This window comes from Nocardioides iriomotensis (genome assembly GCF_004168035.1).
In the GTDB taxonomy this organism is placed as follows: Bacteria; Actinomycetota; Actinomycetes; order Propionibacteriales; family Nocardioidaceae; genus Nocardioides_B; species Nocardioides_B iriomotensis.
The window spans coordinates 139,866-154,732 of sequence record NZ_SDPU01000001.1 but is presented as its reverse complement, the minus strand read 5'-3'; the positions used below and the strand labels follow the sequence as shown (position 1 = coordinate 154,732).

The 14,867-nt window shown below is 73.7% G+C and carries 16 protein-coding genes; 13 read left to right on the top strand and 3 right to left on the bottom strand.

Annotated features, from left to right (window positions below):
* The first annotated feature begins 12 nt into the window (after positions 1-12).
* Positions 13-759, top strand: a complete 747-nt coding sequence (locus tag ETU37_RS00750; protein ID WP_129984961.1) for a class I SAM-dependent methyltransferase — start codon at positions 13-15, stop codon at positions 757-759.
* 35 nt (positions 760-794) lie between these two features.
* Positions 795-1,247: a nitroreductase/quinone reductase family protein gene (locus ETU37_RS00745; RefSeq protein ID WP_165372336.1), complete on the top strand. Its 453-nt coding sequence runs from the start codon at positions 795-797 to the stop codon at positions 1,245-1,247.
* A gap of 26 nt (positions 1,248-1,273) precedes the next feature.
* Here ETU37_RS00745 and ETU37_RS00740 read toward each other — a convergent pair whose 3' ends face one another.
* Complete coding sequence (locus tag ETU37_RS00740) at positions 1,274-2,122, bottom strand: GNAT family N-acetyltransferase (RefSeq protein ID WP_206053614.1); 849 nt, start codon at positions 2,120-2,122, stop codon at positions 1,274-1,276.
* Positions 2,123-2,201: 79 nt separating this feature from the next.
* On the opposite strand from ETU37_RS00740, the gene ETU37_RS00735 reads away from it, so the two are divergent.
* On the top strand, positions 2,202-3,875 hold the full coding sequence (locus ETU37_RS00735; protein WP_165372335.1) for a glycoside hydrolase family 3 N-terminal domain-containing protein: 1,674 nt from the start codon (positions 2,202-2,204) through the stop codon (positions 3,873-3,875).
* Positions 3,876-3,877: 2 nt separating this feature from the next.
* On the opposite strand, the gene ETU37_RS00730 is transcribed toward ETU37_RS00735, so the two are convergent.
* Positions 3,878-4,321 (bottom strand): DUF3224 domain-containing protein, encoded by a 444-nt coding sequence (locus tag ETU37_RS00730; protein ID WP_129984958.1) that lies wholly within the window; start codon positions 4,319-4,321, stop codon positions 3,878-3,880.
* Positions 4,322-4,384: 63 nt separating this feature from the next.
* Here ETU37_RS00730 and ETU37_RS00725 point away from each other — a divergent pair, with 63 nt between their 5' ends.
* The 3 genes from ETU37_RS00725 to ETU37_RS00715 are packed head-to-tail and all read left to right on the top strand — an operon-like array spanning position 4,385 to position 6,351.
* A complete protein-coding gene (locus ETU37_RS00725) occupies positions 4,385-5,203 on the top strand; it encodes a helix-turn-helix domain-containing protein (RefSeq protein ID WP_129984957.1) in 819 nt (272 codons plus the stop codon).
* Positions 5,204-5,206: 3 nt separating this feature from the next.
* A complete protein-coding gene (locus tag ETU37_RS00720; RefSeq protein ID WP_129984956.1) occupies positions 5,207-5,506 on the top strand; it encodes an MmcQ/YjbR family DNA-binding protein in 300 nt (99 codons plus the stop codon).
* Between the two features lie 2 nt (positions 5,507-5,508).
* A complete protein-coding gene (locus ETU37_RS00715; protein WP_129984955.1) occupies positions 5,509-6,351 on the top strand; it encodes a patatin-like phospholipase family protein in 843 nt (280 codons plus the stop codon).
* A gap of 9 nt (positions 6,352-6,360) precedes the next feature.
* Here ETU37_RS00715 and ETU37_RS00710 read toward each other — a convergent pair whose 3' ends face one another.
* Positions 6,361-7,539 carry a class I SAM-dependent methyltransferase gene (locus tag ETU37_RS00710; protein ID WP_129984954.1) on the bottom strand — a complete coding sequence of 393 codons (1,179 nt, stop codon included), beginning with the start codon at positions 7,537-7,539 and terminating at the stop codon, positions 6,361-6,363.
* A 202-nt stretch (positions 7,540-7,741) separates the two neighbouring features.
* Between ETU37_RS00710 and groES the strand changes: the two genes are divergently transcribed.
* From groES to ETU37_RS00675, 7 genes are all read left to right on the top strand, one after another.
* Positions 7,742-8,035 (top strand): co-chaperone GroES, encoded by a 294-nt coding sequence (groES, locus tag ETU37_RS00705; protein WP_129984953.1) that lies wholly within the window; start codon positions 7,742-7,744, stop codon positions 8,033-8,035.
* 131 nt (positions 8,036-8,166) lie between these two features.
* Positions 8,167-9,789 (top strand): chaperonin GroEL, encoded by a 1,623-nt coding sequence (gene groL / locus ETU37_RS00700; protein ID WP_129984952.1) that lies wholly within the window; start codon positions 8,167-8,169, stop codon positions 9,787-9,789.
* Positions 9,790-9,964: 175 nt separating this feature from the next.
* Positions 9,965-10,375 carry a VOC family protein gene (locus ETU37_RS00695; protein ID WP_240755455.1) on the top strand — a complete coding sequence of 137 codons (411 nt, stop codon included), beginning with the start codon at positions 9,965-9,967 and terminating at the stop codon, positions 10,373-10,375.
* A gap of 141 nt (positions 10,376-10,516) precedes the next feature.
* The gene (locus tag ETU37_RS00690) at positions 10,517-11,500 is read left to right on the top strand and encodes a GNAT family N-acetyltransferase (protein ID WP_129984951.1); all 984 of its coding nucleotides are present in this window, start codon (positions 10,517-10,519) and stop codon (positions 11,498-11,500) included.
* A 69-nt stretch (positions 11,501-11,569) separates the two neighbouring features.
* Positions 11,570-13,105: an IMP dehydrogenase gene (guaB, locus tag ETU37_RS00685; protein ID WP_129984950.1), complete on the top strand. Its 1,536-nt coding sequence runs from the start codon at positions 11,570-11,572 to the stop codon at positions 13,103-13,105.
* Positions 13,102-13,731, top strand: coding sequence for a nucleoside/nucleotide kinase family protein (locus tag ETU37_RS00680; RefSeq protein ID WP_129985071.1), 630 nt, complete (start codon positions 13,102-13,104; stop codon positions 13,729-13,731). The genes guaB and ETU37_RS00680 overlap by 4 nt, the downstream gene beginning before the upstream one ends.
* Positions 13,732-13,741: 10 nt before the next feature.
* A complete protein-coding gene (locus ETU37_RS00675; protein ID WP_129984949.1) occupies positions 13,742-14,848 on the top strand; it encodes a GuaB3 family IMP dehydrogenase-related protein in 1,107 nt (368 codons plus the stop codon).
* Positions 14,849-14,867: the final 19 nt, after the last annotated feature.

Genomic DNA, 14,867 nt, shown 5'->3' with positions numbered 1-14,867 from the left:
AGGGTGACGGACATGGACCCCGCACGCGCCGCCCGCGCGACCTCCTTCGGTGCCTGGGCGGACGAGTACCACCGCTGGCGGCCCACCTACTCCGACGCCGCCGTCGACTGGCTGCTGCCGCCGGGCGCCACGCGGGTCGCCGAGCTCGGTGCCGGCACCGGGAAGCTGACCGACCGTCTCGTCGAGCGGGGGCTCGACCTCGACGTGATCGAGCCGGACGGCCGGATGCTCGCGCTGGTCGCCGAGCGTCACCCGGAGGTGCGCGTGCACGAGGCGGACGCCGCGCGCCTGCCCCTCGAGGACGCGTCCGTCGACGCGGTCGTCGTGGCGGACGCGTGGCACTGGTTTCCCAAGACGGAGGCGATCGCCGAGGTGGCGCGCGTGCTGCGTCCCGGCGGCTGGCTGGGGGTCGTGTGGAACGTCCCGGCCCCGACCGAGGACTGGCACTGGCGCGCGCTCCGGCTCGACCCGGCGCTGCACGTGCCCGGCGACGGCGACCACGACCCGCTCGAGCGGCTGGACGTGCAGACGGGTCGTGCCGAGAAGCAGCACTTCCGATGGGACTGGCACCTCACCCCGGCCGAGTGGCGCGGGTTGGAGTCCACGATCTCGCACATCGCGCTGCTCCCCGAGGACGAGCTCGAGCCGGCGCTGGACGAGATCGAGCAGCTCGTCGCGGACGCCTGCCGGGCGGCCGGGACGGACGCCGTACCGCTGGCGCACGACGCGCTCTGCGTGCGCTGGTACCCGGAGGCGTAACCTCTCCCGCCAGACGGGCGGCACGGGGAGGCGACATGGCCCTCAAGCGCAGGATGGCGAGCACGGGGAACCGGATCGGCGCGTGGTTCTACCGCCGCTTCGACGGCCGCCTGTCGAGCGGCCCGGGCACGACGGTGCTCCTCATCACCTCGCCCGGGCGGCGCAGCGGCGTGCCTCGGTCGACCTGCGTGCGCTACCTCGACGTCCCCGGCGGCTACCTCGTCTGGGGTACGGGCGCCGGCGCGCCGCGCGACCCGGACTGGTTCCGCAACCTCCGGGCCAGCGAGGAGGCGGAGGTGCAGGTGCGCAGCCGGACCTTCCGCGTTCGCCGGCGCGAGCTCGTGGGCGAGGAGCGTGACCGGGCGTGGCAGGACGTGGTGCTGGCGCGGGTGCCGGGTGTCGCACGGTACGAGCGGAAGGCCGGCCGCACGATCCCGGTCGCGGTGCTCACCCCGACGGGGCAGGATGCGCCGACTCGGCGGGCTTGAGAGGGCAAGACGCGCCGACTCGCGGGCTAGGGGTGGACGAGGGCGGTGGTGCACTCCACGTGGCGCAGCCCGCAGGACTCGTAGGCAGCGACGGCGCCGGTGTTGGACGCCGGGGTCGCGACCTTGATCGCGCTCGCGCCGGCACGGGCCAGGGCGGCCATGACGCCGAGGTTCGCGCGGGTGCCGTAGCCCTGGCGGCGGTGGTCGGCGTGCGTGCCGACCGGTTCGAGGATCGCGCAGCGGCCCGGGCCGGCGAACCAGCCGGTGGCGGCGGCCGCGGCCTGACCGTCCGGGGTCCAGGTGACCATCTCGAAGCGGCCGTCGTACGTCGGGCCGGTCGTCATCCGGTGCCACAGCTCGGGCCGGAACGTCGAGCCGGGCGCGAAGGCCGACCGCTGCACCGCCACCCGGGCCTCGACCTCCGCCTCCCCGTCGACCGGCCTCGTGTCCGGGTCGACGCGGCCCGCGTCCTCGTCGGTGAGCTCGCGGTAGAGCAGCACCCACGGGTCGGGGTCGACGGTCCAGCCGCGGCCCAGCAGCAGCCGGCGTACGGCGGAGCCGCCGAGCGCGTCGACATACCGGAAGCCCTCGAAGAACACCGCCAGCGCCTCCGCGACCTCGTCGTCCCGGTCCAGGTCCGGGTCGACGGCCGTCCGCACGACCTCGCCCTCCGCCAAGCCCACGGCGACCGGCCGGCCGTCGCGCTCCCAGAGCACCAGGGTGTCGTCGACCCCGTCGTCGGCCAGCCGCAGGTGCCAGCCGATGTCGCCCGAGTGCAGCTGGTCGAGGAGCGGTGCCTGACCCGTCCAGGCGTCGAGCGGCTGCACGAGCTCCGGTGCGAGGGTGCGCCCGCCGCGGCGCAGCGTGATCGTCATGACAGCACACGCTAGGGACGGACTTCGCGAGTCCCAACCGATTTGTTCGGGTCGCACGCACACTGGCATCGTGCGGTCGATGCGTTCCCGGGGAGCACTGTCGGCGGCGGTGGCCGCCCTGCTCCTCCTGCCCGCGTGCACCCGCGCCGACGACGGCGACCAGGCGGTGCTCACCGCCGAGGCCCTCGCCGACCAGTCCGGTCCCCGGGCCTGGGCCGCCGCGCCCGCCGCCGGCGACCAGGACCGCGAGGAGCCGCTGCCGATCCGCACCGGCTGGGGGCCGACTGCCGACGAGATCGAGCGTGCCCGGGCCCTCGTCGCCGACCTGTCCCTGAAGGAGCGGGCCGGCCAGGTGATCGTGGCGCGCTACCGCGGCACCACCGCCCCGACCCGTCTGGTCAACGGCCTGCACCTGGGCGGCGTCGTCGTGTTCAGCGACAACATCAGCAGCAACGACCAGATCCGTGGCGAGAACCGCGCCCTCCAGCGGTCCGCGAAGGCCGCCGGCCGGCGCTTCCCGGTGACGATCTCCGTCGACCAGGAGGGCGGCCTCGTCGAGCGGGTCACCGGGGGCACCCGCTTCCCGGCGTTCATGACGGCCGGCGCGGCGGCCGACCCGGGCCTCACGCGGGCGGCCGCGGCGGCGTCTGGGGCGGAGCTCGCCGGCCTGGGCTTCACGACCGACTTCGCGCCCGACGCCGACGTCACGGTCGGCGCGGCCGACGCCGCGATCGGCAGCCGCTCGGCATCATCCCGGCCGCAGGTCGTCGCCGAGCACGTGGTCGCGTCCGCCCGCGGCTACACGTCGCGCGGCGTCGTACCGGTCCTCAAGCACTTCCCGGGCCACGGCGGCCTCACGACCGACAGCCACCTCGCGCTGCCGGTGCAGCGGCGGACGGCCGCCGAGCTCGAGCGCACCGACTACGTGCCGTTCCGCGCCGGCATCGACGCCGGCCTGCCCGCGGTGATGGTCGGCCATGTCGACGTCCGCTCGGTCGACCCCGGCATGCCCTCCTCGCTCTCCACGAAGGTCATCACCGGCCAGCTCCGCGACCGGCTGGGGTTCGAGGGGCTCGTCGTCACCGACGCGCTCGACATGAACGCCGTCGCCGACCGCTTCGGCTCCGCCCGGGCCGCCGTCCGCGCCCTCGCCGCCGGCGCCGACGTGCTGCTGATGCCGCCGTCGCCGCGCGAGGCCCGCGACGGCATCGTCCAGGCCGTGAGGTCCGGACGGCTGTCCTCGGAGCGGCTGGTCCAGGCCGCCACCCGCCAGGTCGCGCTGCTGCTGCACCAGAAGGCCCGGGGCACGAAGCCGAAGCCGCCCGGCTCCGGCCGCGCCGTCTCCGCCCGCTGGTCCGCCGCCGCCGTGACCTCGGTCGCCGGCCCGTGCAGCGGACGGCTCGTGGGCCGCACGGTCCGGCTGACGGGCGACCCGACCGACGTCGCCCGGCTGCGTCCCTACCTGACCGGTGCCGGCGTCACGATCGCGACGGCGAAGCCGAAGAAGAAGGCGAAGTGGCCCGCCACGGTCGTCCGCCTCCTCGGGTACGGCGACCCGGCCGGGCCGGGCGACGTGGTCGTGGCGCTCGACCGGCCGTACGTCCTGGGCGCCAGCAGGGCTCGGGTCAAGCTCGCGACCTACGGCACCACGCCGGGCGCGCTGTCCGCGCTGACCGGCGTGCTGCTCGGCAGGCAGCCCGCCCCGGGACACCTGCCCGTGCCGGTCGGCGGGGTCGGCCGAACCGGCTGCTGAGCTCAGAGGTCGTAGCGCAGCACCAGCTCGTAGCCGTCGTCGCTGTGCCCGGAGATCTCCAGCTCGCCCTCGCCGCGCAGCGACTCCAGGCCGCCGGTGCCCAGCCCGGGGACGACCTCCAGGTTGGCCCGCACCGAGCCGGCGTCCTGCCACCCGGTCGCCCGCAGCACGAACGACCCGTCGTGCCCGTCGACGCTCCCGGTGACGTGCTCGAACCCGACGAACGGCGCGCCCTCCGGCTTGTACGCGATGAACGACGTCGCCACCGACGTGCCCTCGATGTCGCCGGTGTAGGAGTAGCCGCAGCGGGCGTTGGTCCAGCCGCGGCGCGGGTAGTAGGCCTCGCCCGAGGTCGTCCCGGCCTCCTCGCCGTCGAGGTCGACGACGACGTCCTCGTCCCACGAGGCGACCGTGAAGCGGGCCTTGGCAGTGCGTGTGTAGGTCATGGCGTGGACGCTACGGATGCGCAGACGGCGCGGGCTTGAAGGAACGCGACATACCCTGCGGGCATGGCCAGCGTCGCCGTCCAGCCGTCGGACGAGCCGCCCGTCGGCAGGCCCGACGCGATCGTGCGGCCGACCGAGGCCGCCCGGCACGTCGACGTGCAGCGGGTCCCCGCCGGGGAGCGGTGGGCGGGGCTCGTGGACTACCACTGGTACGTCGGGTGGGACCTCGCCGCCCCGCACACGCAGCAGGTCGTGCCGCAGCCGCGCGTGCACGTCGCCGCCGAGCACGGCCGGCTGCTGGTGCACGGCCTCACCCGGCAGCCGTTCGAGCGCCGGCTGGTCGGCCGCGGGCACACCCTCGGCGCCGCCTTCCACCCCGGCGCGTTCCGCCCGCTGCTCCGCGGCCCGGTCAGCGCGCTCGCCGACCGCGTCGTACCGGCGGCGGAGGTGCTGGGCGTCGACGACCGTCCGGCGGCCGCAGTGGTCCTCGACACCGACGACGTGGCCGCGATGGTCGTCGCGCTGGAGGGCTACCTCGACGCGGTGGGCGTCGAGCCCGACCCCACGGTCGAGCGGGTCCGCGACCTGGTCGCGGAGGTCGAGCGCGACCGTGGCCTGACCCGCGCGGAGGACCTGGCCGGCCGGGCGGCGATGAGCCTGCGGTCGCTGCAGCGGCTGTTCGGGGAGTACGTCGGGATCGGCCCGAAGTGGGTGATCGCCCGCTGCAGGATCCTCGACGCGGCCGCCGTCGCGCACCGCGGCGAGCCGGTCGACTGGGCCGCGCTCGCCGTCGAGCTCGGCTTCGCCGACCAGGCTCACCTGACCCGCGCGTTCACCGCCGTGGTCGGCACGCCGCCCGAGACCTACCGCAAGGAGGCCTGAGCCGTGGACCACGACGACGTGCGGACGCTCGCGCTCGGCCTCGACGGCACGGAGGAGCGCGACCACCACGGCTTCCCGTCGTTCCGGACGACGCGGCGGATCTTCGCGACCCTGCCCGACGAGACGCACCTGCGCCTGATGCTGCCCGAGGCGGAGATCCGCGCTGCCGTCGCTGAGTGGCCGGGCTGGGCCGAGGAGCAGTGGTGGGGCACGCGCCTGGCCGCGGTCCGGGTCGACCTCACCGCGTGCGACGCGGACGTGGTCGCGGAGCTGCTCCAGGACGCCTGGCGGGAGAACCGCTAGCGATGGAGCGAGCCTTGGTCCTCGGTGGTGGTGGGTCCGCCGGCAACGCCTGGCTGATCGGTGTCCTCGCCGGTCTGCTCGATGCCGGGCTGGACGTCACCGACGCGGACCTGCTCGTCGGGACCTCCGCGGGGGCGACCGCCGCTGCCCAGGTCACCGCTGCGAGCCCGGCGGCGCTGTACGCCGAGGTGGTCACCGCCCCGGTGCCGCCACCGCGCCCGGGCCGGCCGTCCGTCGACCACCAGGAGCGGACCGCGCGCGTCATCGCCGCCTCCGAGGACCCGGCCGACATGCGGCGCAGGCTGGGCGCGGCGGCGCTCGCGCTGGACGCGGCCGGGGCGTGGTCGGCGCGCTGGCGCTCGATCGTCGCGGCCCGGCTCCCCAGCCAGGAGTGGCCGCAGCGCGACCTGCGGGTCACCGCGGTCGACGCCCGGACCGGCGATCCGGTCGTGCTCGACCGGCACAGCGGGGTCGCGCTCGTGGACGCGGTCGCCGCGAGCACGTCCAGCGGGGCGCCGTACGCCGTGGGGGAGGCGCGGTACCTCGACGGCGGATACCGGCGCAACGAGAACGCCGACCTGGCGACCGGGTGCGCGCGGGTGCTCGTGCTGTCCCCGCTCGGCGGGCGGACCCGCACCCCGCTGGCGTGGGGCCAGCACCTCGCCGCGCAGGTCGACGAGCTCCGGGCCGGCGGCAGCCGGGTCGAGACCGTCCTGCCGGACGACGACGCCCTCGCCGCGTTCGGCGACAACCTCATGGACCCGTCGACGCGGGCGCCCGCGGCTCGAGCCGGCCACGCCCAGGGACGTGCGCTGGCCGGACCGCTCGCCGAGCTCTGGCGCTGACGCGCTCGGTCAGAACGGCCGGACCAGCAGGGTCGTCCCCTCGCCGGCGACCCGGGTCATCACCAGCGTCGCCTCGTCGTCGCCGACCAGCGCGAGCCGCCTGCGCAGCTCCTCGGGGACGACGTCGACGCCGCGCTTCTTGATCGTGACCCGGCCGATGCCCCGCTCGCGCAGGGCGGCCTTGAGCTGCTTCTCCTTGAACGGCAGCTCGGCGAGCACCTCGTACGAACGTGCGAACGGCGTCGTGAACGCGTCGTCACTGGTGACGTAGGCGATGTGCGGGTCGACCAGCCCGCCCTTCACACCGGCGGCGACCGCGGTGACCAGGCCGGCCCGGATCACCGCGCCGTCGGGCTCGTAGAGGAACCGTCCGACCCCGCGCAGGCCCTGCTCGCCCGGGTCGTCCTCGTCGGTCAGCGTCGCCAGGCCGCTGGGCCGGATCACCGTCGCGCGACGGCGCACGGTCGCCAGCGCGGGCGACCACAGCGACGCCTCCTTGACGTCGCCCTCGTCGCTGACGAACTCCGCCTCCACGCCGTCCGGCACCAGGTCGTGGGGGATGCCCGGCGCAACCTTCACGCACGACGGCCGGTGCAGCAGCGCCTCGGCGAACGACCACGGGGGCGACCAGCCGTCGACGTCGAACACACGCCCTGCCGACGTACGGCGGGCCGGGTCGGCGAACACGACGCCGAAGCCGGAGGTGTCCAGACCCTCGGCGTCGGCGACCTGCACGGCGCCGCCGAGGCCGAGCGCGTCGAGGTTCGCCCGGGCCACCTCGACCCGCAGCTCGTCGCGGTCGATGCCGGCCGCCGTGAGACCGGCCCGCGCGAAGGCCACCAGGTCGCCGCCGATCCCGCAGCCGAGGTCGAGGACCGAGCCGGGGTCGGCGAGCGCCACCCGCGCGGCGCGGTGCTGGGCGACCCGGAGCCGGGTGGCCTGCTCGAGCCCGTCGGGCGTGAAGTACATCCGGGCCGCGTCCGCGCCGAGCTTGGCCGTGGCCCGCCGCCGCAGCTCGACCTGGGTGAGGGCCGCGGAGGCGACCGCCGCCTCGACGTCGGGCTCCTTGCGCAGGAGCGTGACGGTGCGCAGCGCGTCGCCCCCGGTCGCGTCGTACACCTCGGCCGCGCGCGCGAGGAGAGCCTCTCCCGCCGGCGTCAGCAGGGCACGGAACGCGGCGAGGTCCATGCGGGCCATCCTGCCAGTGCCCGGTGTCCACGAGTGGGGCTGGCACTCGACTTGACCGAGTGCTAACCGGGGCATAGATTCGCGTTAGCACTCTCCCTGTGAGGGTGCCAGATCTGGGCTCAGGTGCGACCCCCGCGACGGCGCTCGTGGGCCCTTCAACCAGCCTTCTGAGAGATCAAACGGGAAAGTGGAGGTCGACACCGTGTCGGTCAACATCAAGCCGCTCGAGGACCGGATCGTCGTGAAGCCCCTCGACGCCGAGCAGACCACGGCTTCCGGCCTGGTCATTCCGGACACCGCCAAGGAGAAGCCCCAGGAGGGCGAGGTCCTCGCGATCGGTCCGGGTCGCATCGACGACAACGGCAACCGCGTCCCGCTCGACGTGAACGTCGGCGACAAGGTCATCTACAGCAAGTACGGCGGCACCGAGGTCAAGTACTCCGGCGAGGAGTACCTCATCCTCTCCGCCCGCGACGTCCTCGCGGTCATCGCCTGATCCAGGCACCCGCACGTGAATCAGCCCCGGCTGGCCTGACAGATCGGGCCGGACGGGGCTGACTCGCTCTTCCGGGTGGTCGCGCCCGTCGAGACCACTCACGCACACGACAGAGAAGGAGCATCGACGAGATGCCGAAGATCCTGGAGTTCGACGAGGACGCCCGCCGTTCTCTCGAGCGCGGCGTGGACCACCTCGCCAACGCGGTCAAGGTGACGCTCGGCCCCAAGGGCCGCTACGTCGTCCTCGACAAGAAGTGGGGCGCCCCCACCATCACCAACGACGGCGTGACCGTCGCCCGTGAGGTGGAGCTCGACGACCCGTTCGAGAACCTCGGCGCGCAGCTCGCCAAGGAGGTCGCCACCAAGACCAACGACGTCGCCGGTGACGGTACGACGACCGCGACCGTGCTCGCGCAGGCGATGGTCCACCAGGGCCTGCGCGCCGTCGCGGCGGGCGCCAACCCGATGAGCCTCAAGCGCGGCATGGACAAGGCCGTCGAGGCGGTCGGCCAGGCGCTGCGCGACGCCGCCCGCGACGTCGACGACAAGGCCGACATGGCCGCGGTCGCCACGGTGTCCTCCCGCGACAGCCACATCGGCGAGCTGCTCGCCGAGGCGTTCGACAAGGTCGGCAAGGACGGTGTCATCACCGTCGAGGAGTCCAACACCATGGGCACCGAGCTCGACTTCACCGAGGGCATGCAGTTCGACAAGGGCTACATCTCGCCGTACTTCGTGACCGACGCGGAGAGCATGGAGGCCGTCCTCGACGACCCCTACATCCTCATCCACCAGGGCAAGATCGGCGCGATCGCCGACCTGCTCCCGCTGCTGGAGAAGGTCATCCAGGCCGGCAAGCCGCTGTTCATCCTGGCCGAGGACGTCGAGGGCGAGGCCCTGTCGACCCTGGTCGTGAACAAGATCCGCGGCACCTTCAACGCCGCCGCCGTCAAGGCGCCCGCGTTCGGTGACCGTCGCAAGGCCATGCTGCAGGACATCGCCACCCTCACCGGTGGCCAGGTCGTGTCCCCCGAGGTCGGCCTCAAGCTCGACCAGGTCGGTCTCGACGTGCTGGGCCAGGCCCGCCGCGTCGTGATCACCAAGGACAACACCACGATCGTCGAGGGCGCGGGCGACGCGACCGAGGTCGAGGGTCGCGTCAACCAGATCAAGGCGGAGATCGAGAACACCGACTCCGACTGGGACCGCGAGAAGCTCCAGGAGCGCCTCGCCAAGCTGGCCGGCGGCGTCTGCGTCGTCAAGGTCGGCGCGGCCACGGAGGTCGAGCTCAAGGAGAAGAAGCACCGCATCGAGGACGCCGTCTCCGCGACGCGCGCCGCGATCGAGGAGGGCATCATCGCCGGCGGTGGCTCGGCGCTGGTCCACGCGGTGTCGGTCCTGGCCGACGGCCTCGGTCTCGAGGGCGACGAGGCGACGGGCGTCAAGATCGTCGTCAAGGCCGCCGACGAGCCGCTGCGCTGGATCGCCGAGAACGGTGGCGAGAACGGCTACGTCGTCGTCGCCAAGGTCCGCGAGGGCAAGGTCGGCGAGGGCTACAACGCCGCCACCGGTGAGTACGGCGACCTGGTCGCCCAGGGCGTCCTCGACCCGGTCAAGGTGACCCGCTCCGCGCTGGTCAACGCGTCCTCCATCGCGGGCATGCTGCTGACGACCGAGACCCTGGTCGTCGACAAGCCCGAGGAGGAGGAGCCGGCCGCCGCGGCCGGTCACGGCCACGGTCACGGTCACTGACCGAGCGCGCTCCCACCTGAGCACCACCAGATACCGATATCGGTAGCCGAGGAGTGACCCATGGGTCACTCCCGAGCTACCGATATCGGTATTTCTGCGTCCGGGCCGATGAGTTGCGGGCGCCGCGCGGGTCAACACGAGGAAGCCCCCTGCACCCGCACCGCGAGGAGCCCCCGTGACGACGTCCGCGCCGCGCATGATGTTCGTGAACCTGCCCGTGTCCGACCTGGAGAGGTCCCGGGCCTACTTCGGTGAGCTCGGCTTCGCGTTCAACGACGTCTTCAGCGACAGCAACGCCGCCTCGCTGGTGATCAACGAGCAGGCGATCGTGATGCTGCTGGCCCGCCCGTTCTTCAGCACGTTCGTCAGCAAACCCGTCGCCGACGACTCCTGCGTCGAGGTCGCCGTGGCGCTCTCGGCGGACTCGCGCGACGAGGTGGACGCCCTGGTCGACAAGGCGCTCGCGCTCGGTGGGTCGCCGGTCCGCGAGCCGCAGGACGAGGGCTTCATGTACGGCCGCAGCTTCTACGACCTCGACGGCCACCTCTGGGAGCTGATCTGGATGGACCCGGCCGCGGTCGCCTGAGCACCACTGACCCGGGGCCAGAGTTCCGGCGCCAGAGTTTTCACGGGCGCAACACGGCCGCAGCACCCCCGGAACACCTCCTCGGCACGCTGGAGCTCCAGGATCGGCACCCGTCGGTCAGAGCACCTCGAGGAGGACCCCATGTTGTGGCGCGTCCGCACCACCCTGGCCGACCGACCCGGCTCGCTCGCCGTGCTGGCGCGCCGCTGCGGCGAGCAGTCGGTGAACATCCTCGGGCTGCAGATCTTCCCAGGCGTGGACGGCGTGACCGACGAGCTCGTGCTGCGGTCGCCCGACGGTTGGGCCCTCGAGGACGTGGCCGCGCTCGTCGAGTCCGCCGGCGGCGCGCACGTCTCCGTGGGCGCGTGCACCGAGCACGCCCTGGTCGACGGCCCCACCCGCTTCCTGCACGTGCTGCGCGACGTCGTGCGCGGAGGCCTGTCGCCCGACGCGGCGCTGGCCGGCCTGCTCGAAACGACCCCCTTGACCGCCACCGAGCACGCGCGTGCCGCGGCGTTCGCCGAGGTGGTCGACGAGCTCCGCGAGCGCGGCCTGGTCGTCCCGCCACAGGACGACGTGCCCGAAGCCGCGCCGGTCACCGGCGACGTGCTCGTCCGGAAGGCGTCGTACGCCGACACCGCCGGGCTGATGGCCATGCACGGCCGGTGCTCGCACGACACCGTGTTCCGCCACTACGGCGCCCCGCTGGCCCGGCTCGACCTGCGCCTCGCGCGCCGGATGCTGGTCGGCGAGGGCACCGCGCTGGTCGCGGTCGCGGGCGGCGACGTCGTCGGGTTCGCCACCGTCGCGCCGGTCGAGGACGGTCGAGCCGAGGTGTCCCTGCTCGTCGAGGACCGCTGGCAGCGCCGCGGCATCGGCACCCGGCTGCTCGGGGCGGCCACCCGGCAGGCCGCCGAGGACGGCGCCGAGGACGTCGTGATGCGCGGTCCCGCCGAGAGCCCGGCGGCGATCGCGCTGGTGTTCGGGTCGGGCCTCCGGGCCCGGGTCAAGCTCTCCGGCGACGAGCTCGTGGTGACGATCTCGACGCGCGGGCTGACCGCCGTACCCGAGGAGCGGGCTGTGAGCGGCGCCACGGTCATGCCGCTGCGTCCCACGCCCGCCTGAGCCGCCCTGGGGCGAGGGGACGGGCCACGTAGACTGGGCGCCTGCCGCCCCTCGTCCCCGGAAGGCCTCATGACCGCTTCGATCGAGCCCGGCACCGCGGCCGGCGTCCCCGACAAGTTCGCCGCCCTCGGTCTGACCTACGACGACGTCCTGCTGCTGCCCGGCGAGACCGACGTGGTGCCCAGCGAGGTCGACACGGCGACCCGGCTCACGCGTGAGCTGTCGCTGCGGATCCCGCTGGTCTCCAGCGCGATGGACACCGTCACCGAGTCGCGGATGGCGATCGCGATGGCCCGCCAGGGCGGCATCGGCGTGCTGCACCGCAACCTCTCGATCGAGGACCAGGCCTACCAGGTCGACCTGGTGAAGCGGACCCAGACCGGCATGATCTCCAACCCGGTCACGATCGGTCCCAAGGCGACGCTCGAGGAGCTCGACGAGATCTGCGGCGAGTACCGCGTGTCCGGCCTCCCCGTCATCGACGAGGACCGCACCCTCCTCGGCATCATCACCAACCGCGACCTGCGGTTCGTGCCGGTCGCCGAGTGGGGCAGCCGGCTCGTCGGCGACGTCATGACGCCGATGCCGCTGATCACCGGCCACGAGGGCATCCAGCGCGAGGAGGCCACCCAGCTTCTCCGCCAGCACAAGCGCGAGCGGCTGCCGATCGTCGACGACGCCGGCAAGCTCGTCGGCCTCATCACGGTCAAGGACTTCGTCAAGGGCGAGCAGTTCCCGCACGCGTCGTACGACGACCACGGGCGCCTGCTCGTCGCGGCCGCGATCGGCTACTTCGGCGACGCCTGGGAGCGCGCCACGACCCTGGTCGAGGCCGGCGTCGACGTGCTGGTGCCCGACGTCGCCAACGGCCACGCGCGGCTGATGCTCGACATGATCCGTCGGCTCAAGAGCGACCCCGCCACCAAGCACGTCCAGGTCATCGGCGGCAACGTCGCCACCCGGGCCGGCGCGCAGGCGCTCGTCGACGCGGGCGCCGACGCGGTCAAGGTCGGGGTCGGTCCCGGCTCGATCTGCACCACCCGCGTCGTCGCGGGCGTCGGTGTCCCGCAGATCACCGCGGTCTACGAAGCCTCGCTCGCCACCAAGCCGGCCGGCGTCCCGGTCATCGCCGACGGCGGCCTGCAGTACTCCGGCGACATCGCCAAGGCCCTCGTCGCCGGCGCCGACACGGTCATGCTCGGCTCGCTGCTCGCCGGCTGCGAGGAGAGCCCGGGCGACCTGATCTTCGTCAACGGCAAGCAGTTCAAGACCTACCGCGGCATGGGCTCGCTCGGCGCGATGGCCTCGCGCGGCAAGAAGTCGTTCTCCAAGGACCGCTACTTCCAGGCCGACGTGCAGAGCGACGACAAGATCGTCCCCGAGGGCATCGAGGGCCAGGTCGCCTACCGCGGCCCGCTGTCCGCGGTCGCCCACCAGCTGGTCGGCGGCCTGCACCAGTCGATGTTCTACGTCGGCGCGCGGACCATCCCCGAGCTGCAGGAGCGCGGCCGGTTCGTCCGGATCACGTCGGCGGGCCTGAAGGAGAGCCACCCGCACGACATCCAGATGACCGTCGAGGCGCCCAACTACAGCCCGGGCCGCTGAGGCTCGACGAGGGCGAGGCGCTCGCCGCTGCACGTGACCTCGCCGCCCGGCCGGGGCTCGCCCTGCTCGGCATCGCCGGGCAGCCGGGCGCGGGCAAGTCCACGCTCGCCGAGCGGGTGGTCGCCGCCGTGCCCGGGGCGGTGCTGGTCGGCATGGACGGCTTCCACCTGGCGCACGCGACGCTGACCGCGCTCGGCCGGGTGGACCGGAAGGGCGCGCCGGACACGTTCGACGCCTTAGGCTACGTCGCGCTGCTGCGCCGGATCCGTGGCCTCGACGGGCTCGACCACCCGGAGGTGGTCTGGGCGCCGCACTTCGACCGCGGCATCGAGGACGCGATCGCCGGCGCCGTCGCGGTGGCCGCCGACGTGCCGCTGGTCGTGACGGAGGGGAACTACCTGCTGGTCGACGAGCCGCCGTGGCGCGACGTGGTGGGGCTGCTCGACGCGTGCTGGTACGTCGACCTCGACGAGGACGTCCGCCGTACCCGCCTCCAGGCCCGGCACGAGCGCTACGGCCGCACCCGCGAGGAGGCCCGCGCGCGCACGTGGGGGAGCGACGAGCGCAACGCGGCCCTGGTCTCGGCGAGCCGGAGCCGCGCGACCGCGGTCATCGACGGCAAATAGACTGCCGCCCATGGTCGAGATCGAGATCGGTCGCGCGAAGCGCGGACGCCGCGCGTACTCCTTCGACGACGTCGCCATCGTGCCCTCCCGGCGCACGCGCGACCCCGAGGAGGTCTCGGTCGCCTGGCAGATCGACGCCTACCGCTTCGAGCTGCCGATCCTCGCGGCGCCGATGGACTCGGTGATGTCGCCCCAGACCGCGGTCGCGTTCGGCAAGGCCGGCGGCCTCGGCGTGCTCGACCTCGAAGGCCTCTGGACCCGGTACGACGACCCGTCCGAGCTGCTCGCGGAGGTCGCCGGGCTGCACGGCGCCCAGGCCACCCAGCGGCTCCAGGAGATCTACGCCGAGCCGATCAAGCCCGAGCTGATCACCGCCCGGCTGCGGGAGATGCGCGAGTCCGGCGTGACCGTCGCGGGCTCGCTGTCGCCGCAGCGCACCAAGGAGTACTTCAAGACCGTCGTCGACGCCGGCGTCGACATGTTCGTCATCCGCGGCACGACCGTCTCCGCCGAGCACGTGTCCGGCCAGGCCGAGCCGCTGAACCTCAAGGAGTTCATCTACGAGCTCGACGTGCCGGTGATCGTCGGCGGCTGCGCGACCTACCAGGCCGCGCTGCACCTGATGCGCACCGGCGCCGCGGGCGTGCTCGTCGGCTTCGGCGGCGGCGCCGCCCACACCACCCGCACGGTGCTCGGCGTCGCGGTGCCGATGGCCAGCGCCGTCGCCGACGTCGCGGCCGCGCGCCGCGACTACCTCGACGAGTCCGGCGGCCGCTACGTGCACGTGATCGCCGACGGCTCGATCGGCAAGTCCGGCGACGTCTCCAAGGCGGTCGCCTGCGGCGCCGACGCAGTGATGATCGGCTCGCCCCTCGCGCGGGCGTCCGAGGCGCCGGGCCGGGGCTACCACTGGGGCTCGGAGGCCTGGCACGCCGACCTCCCGCGCGGCGAGCGCATCGAGATCGGCACGGTCGGCTCGCTGGAGGAGATCCTGTTCGGCCCCTCCCGGGTCGCCGACGGCACGATGAACTTCGTCGGCGCGCTGCGCCGCGCGATGGCGACCACCGGCTACACGGAGCTCAAGGAGTTCCAGCGGGTCGAGGTCGTCGTCCAGTAGTCGTCGGCCTGCACGGTCG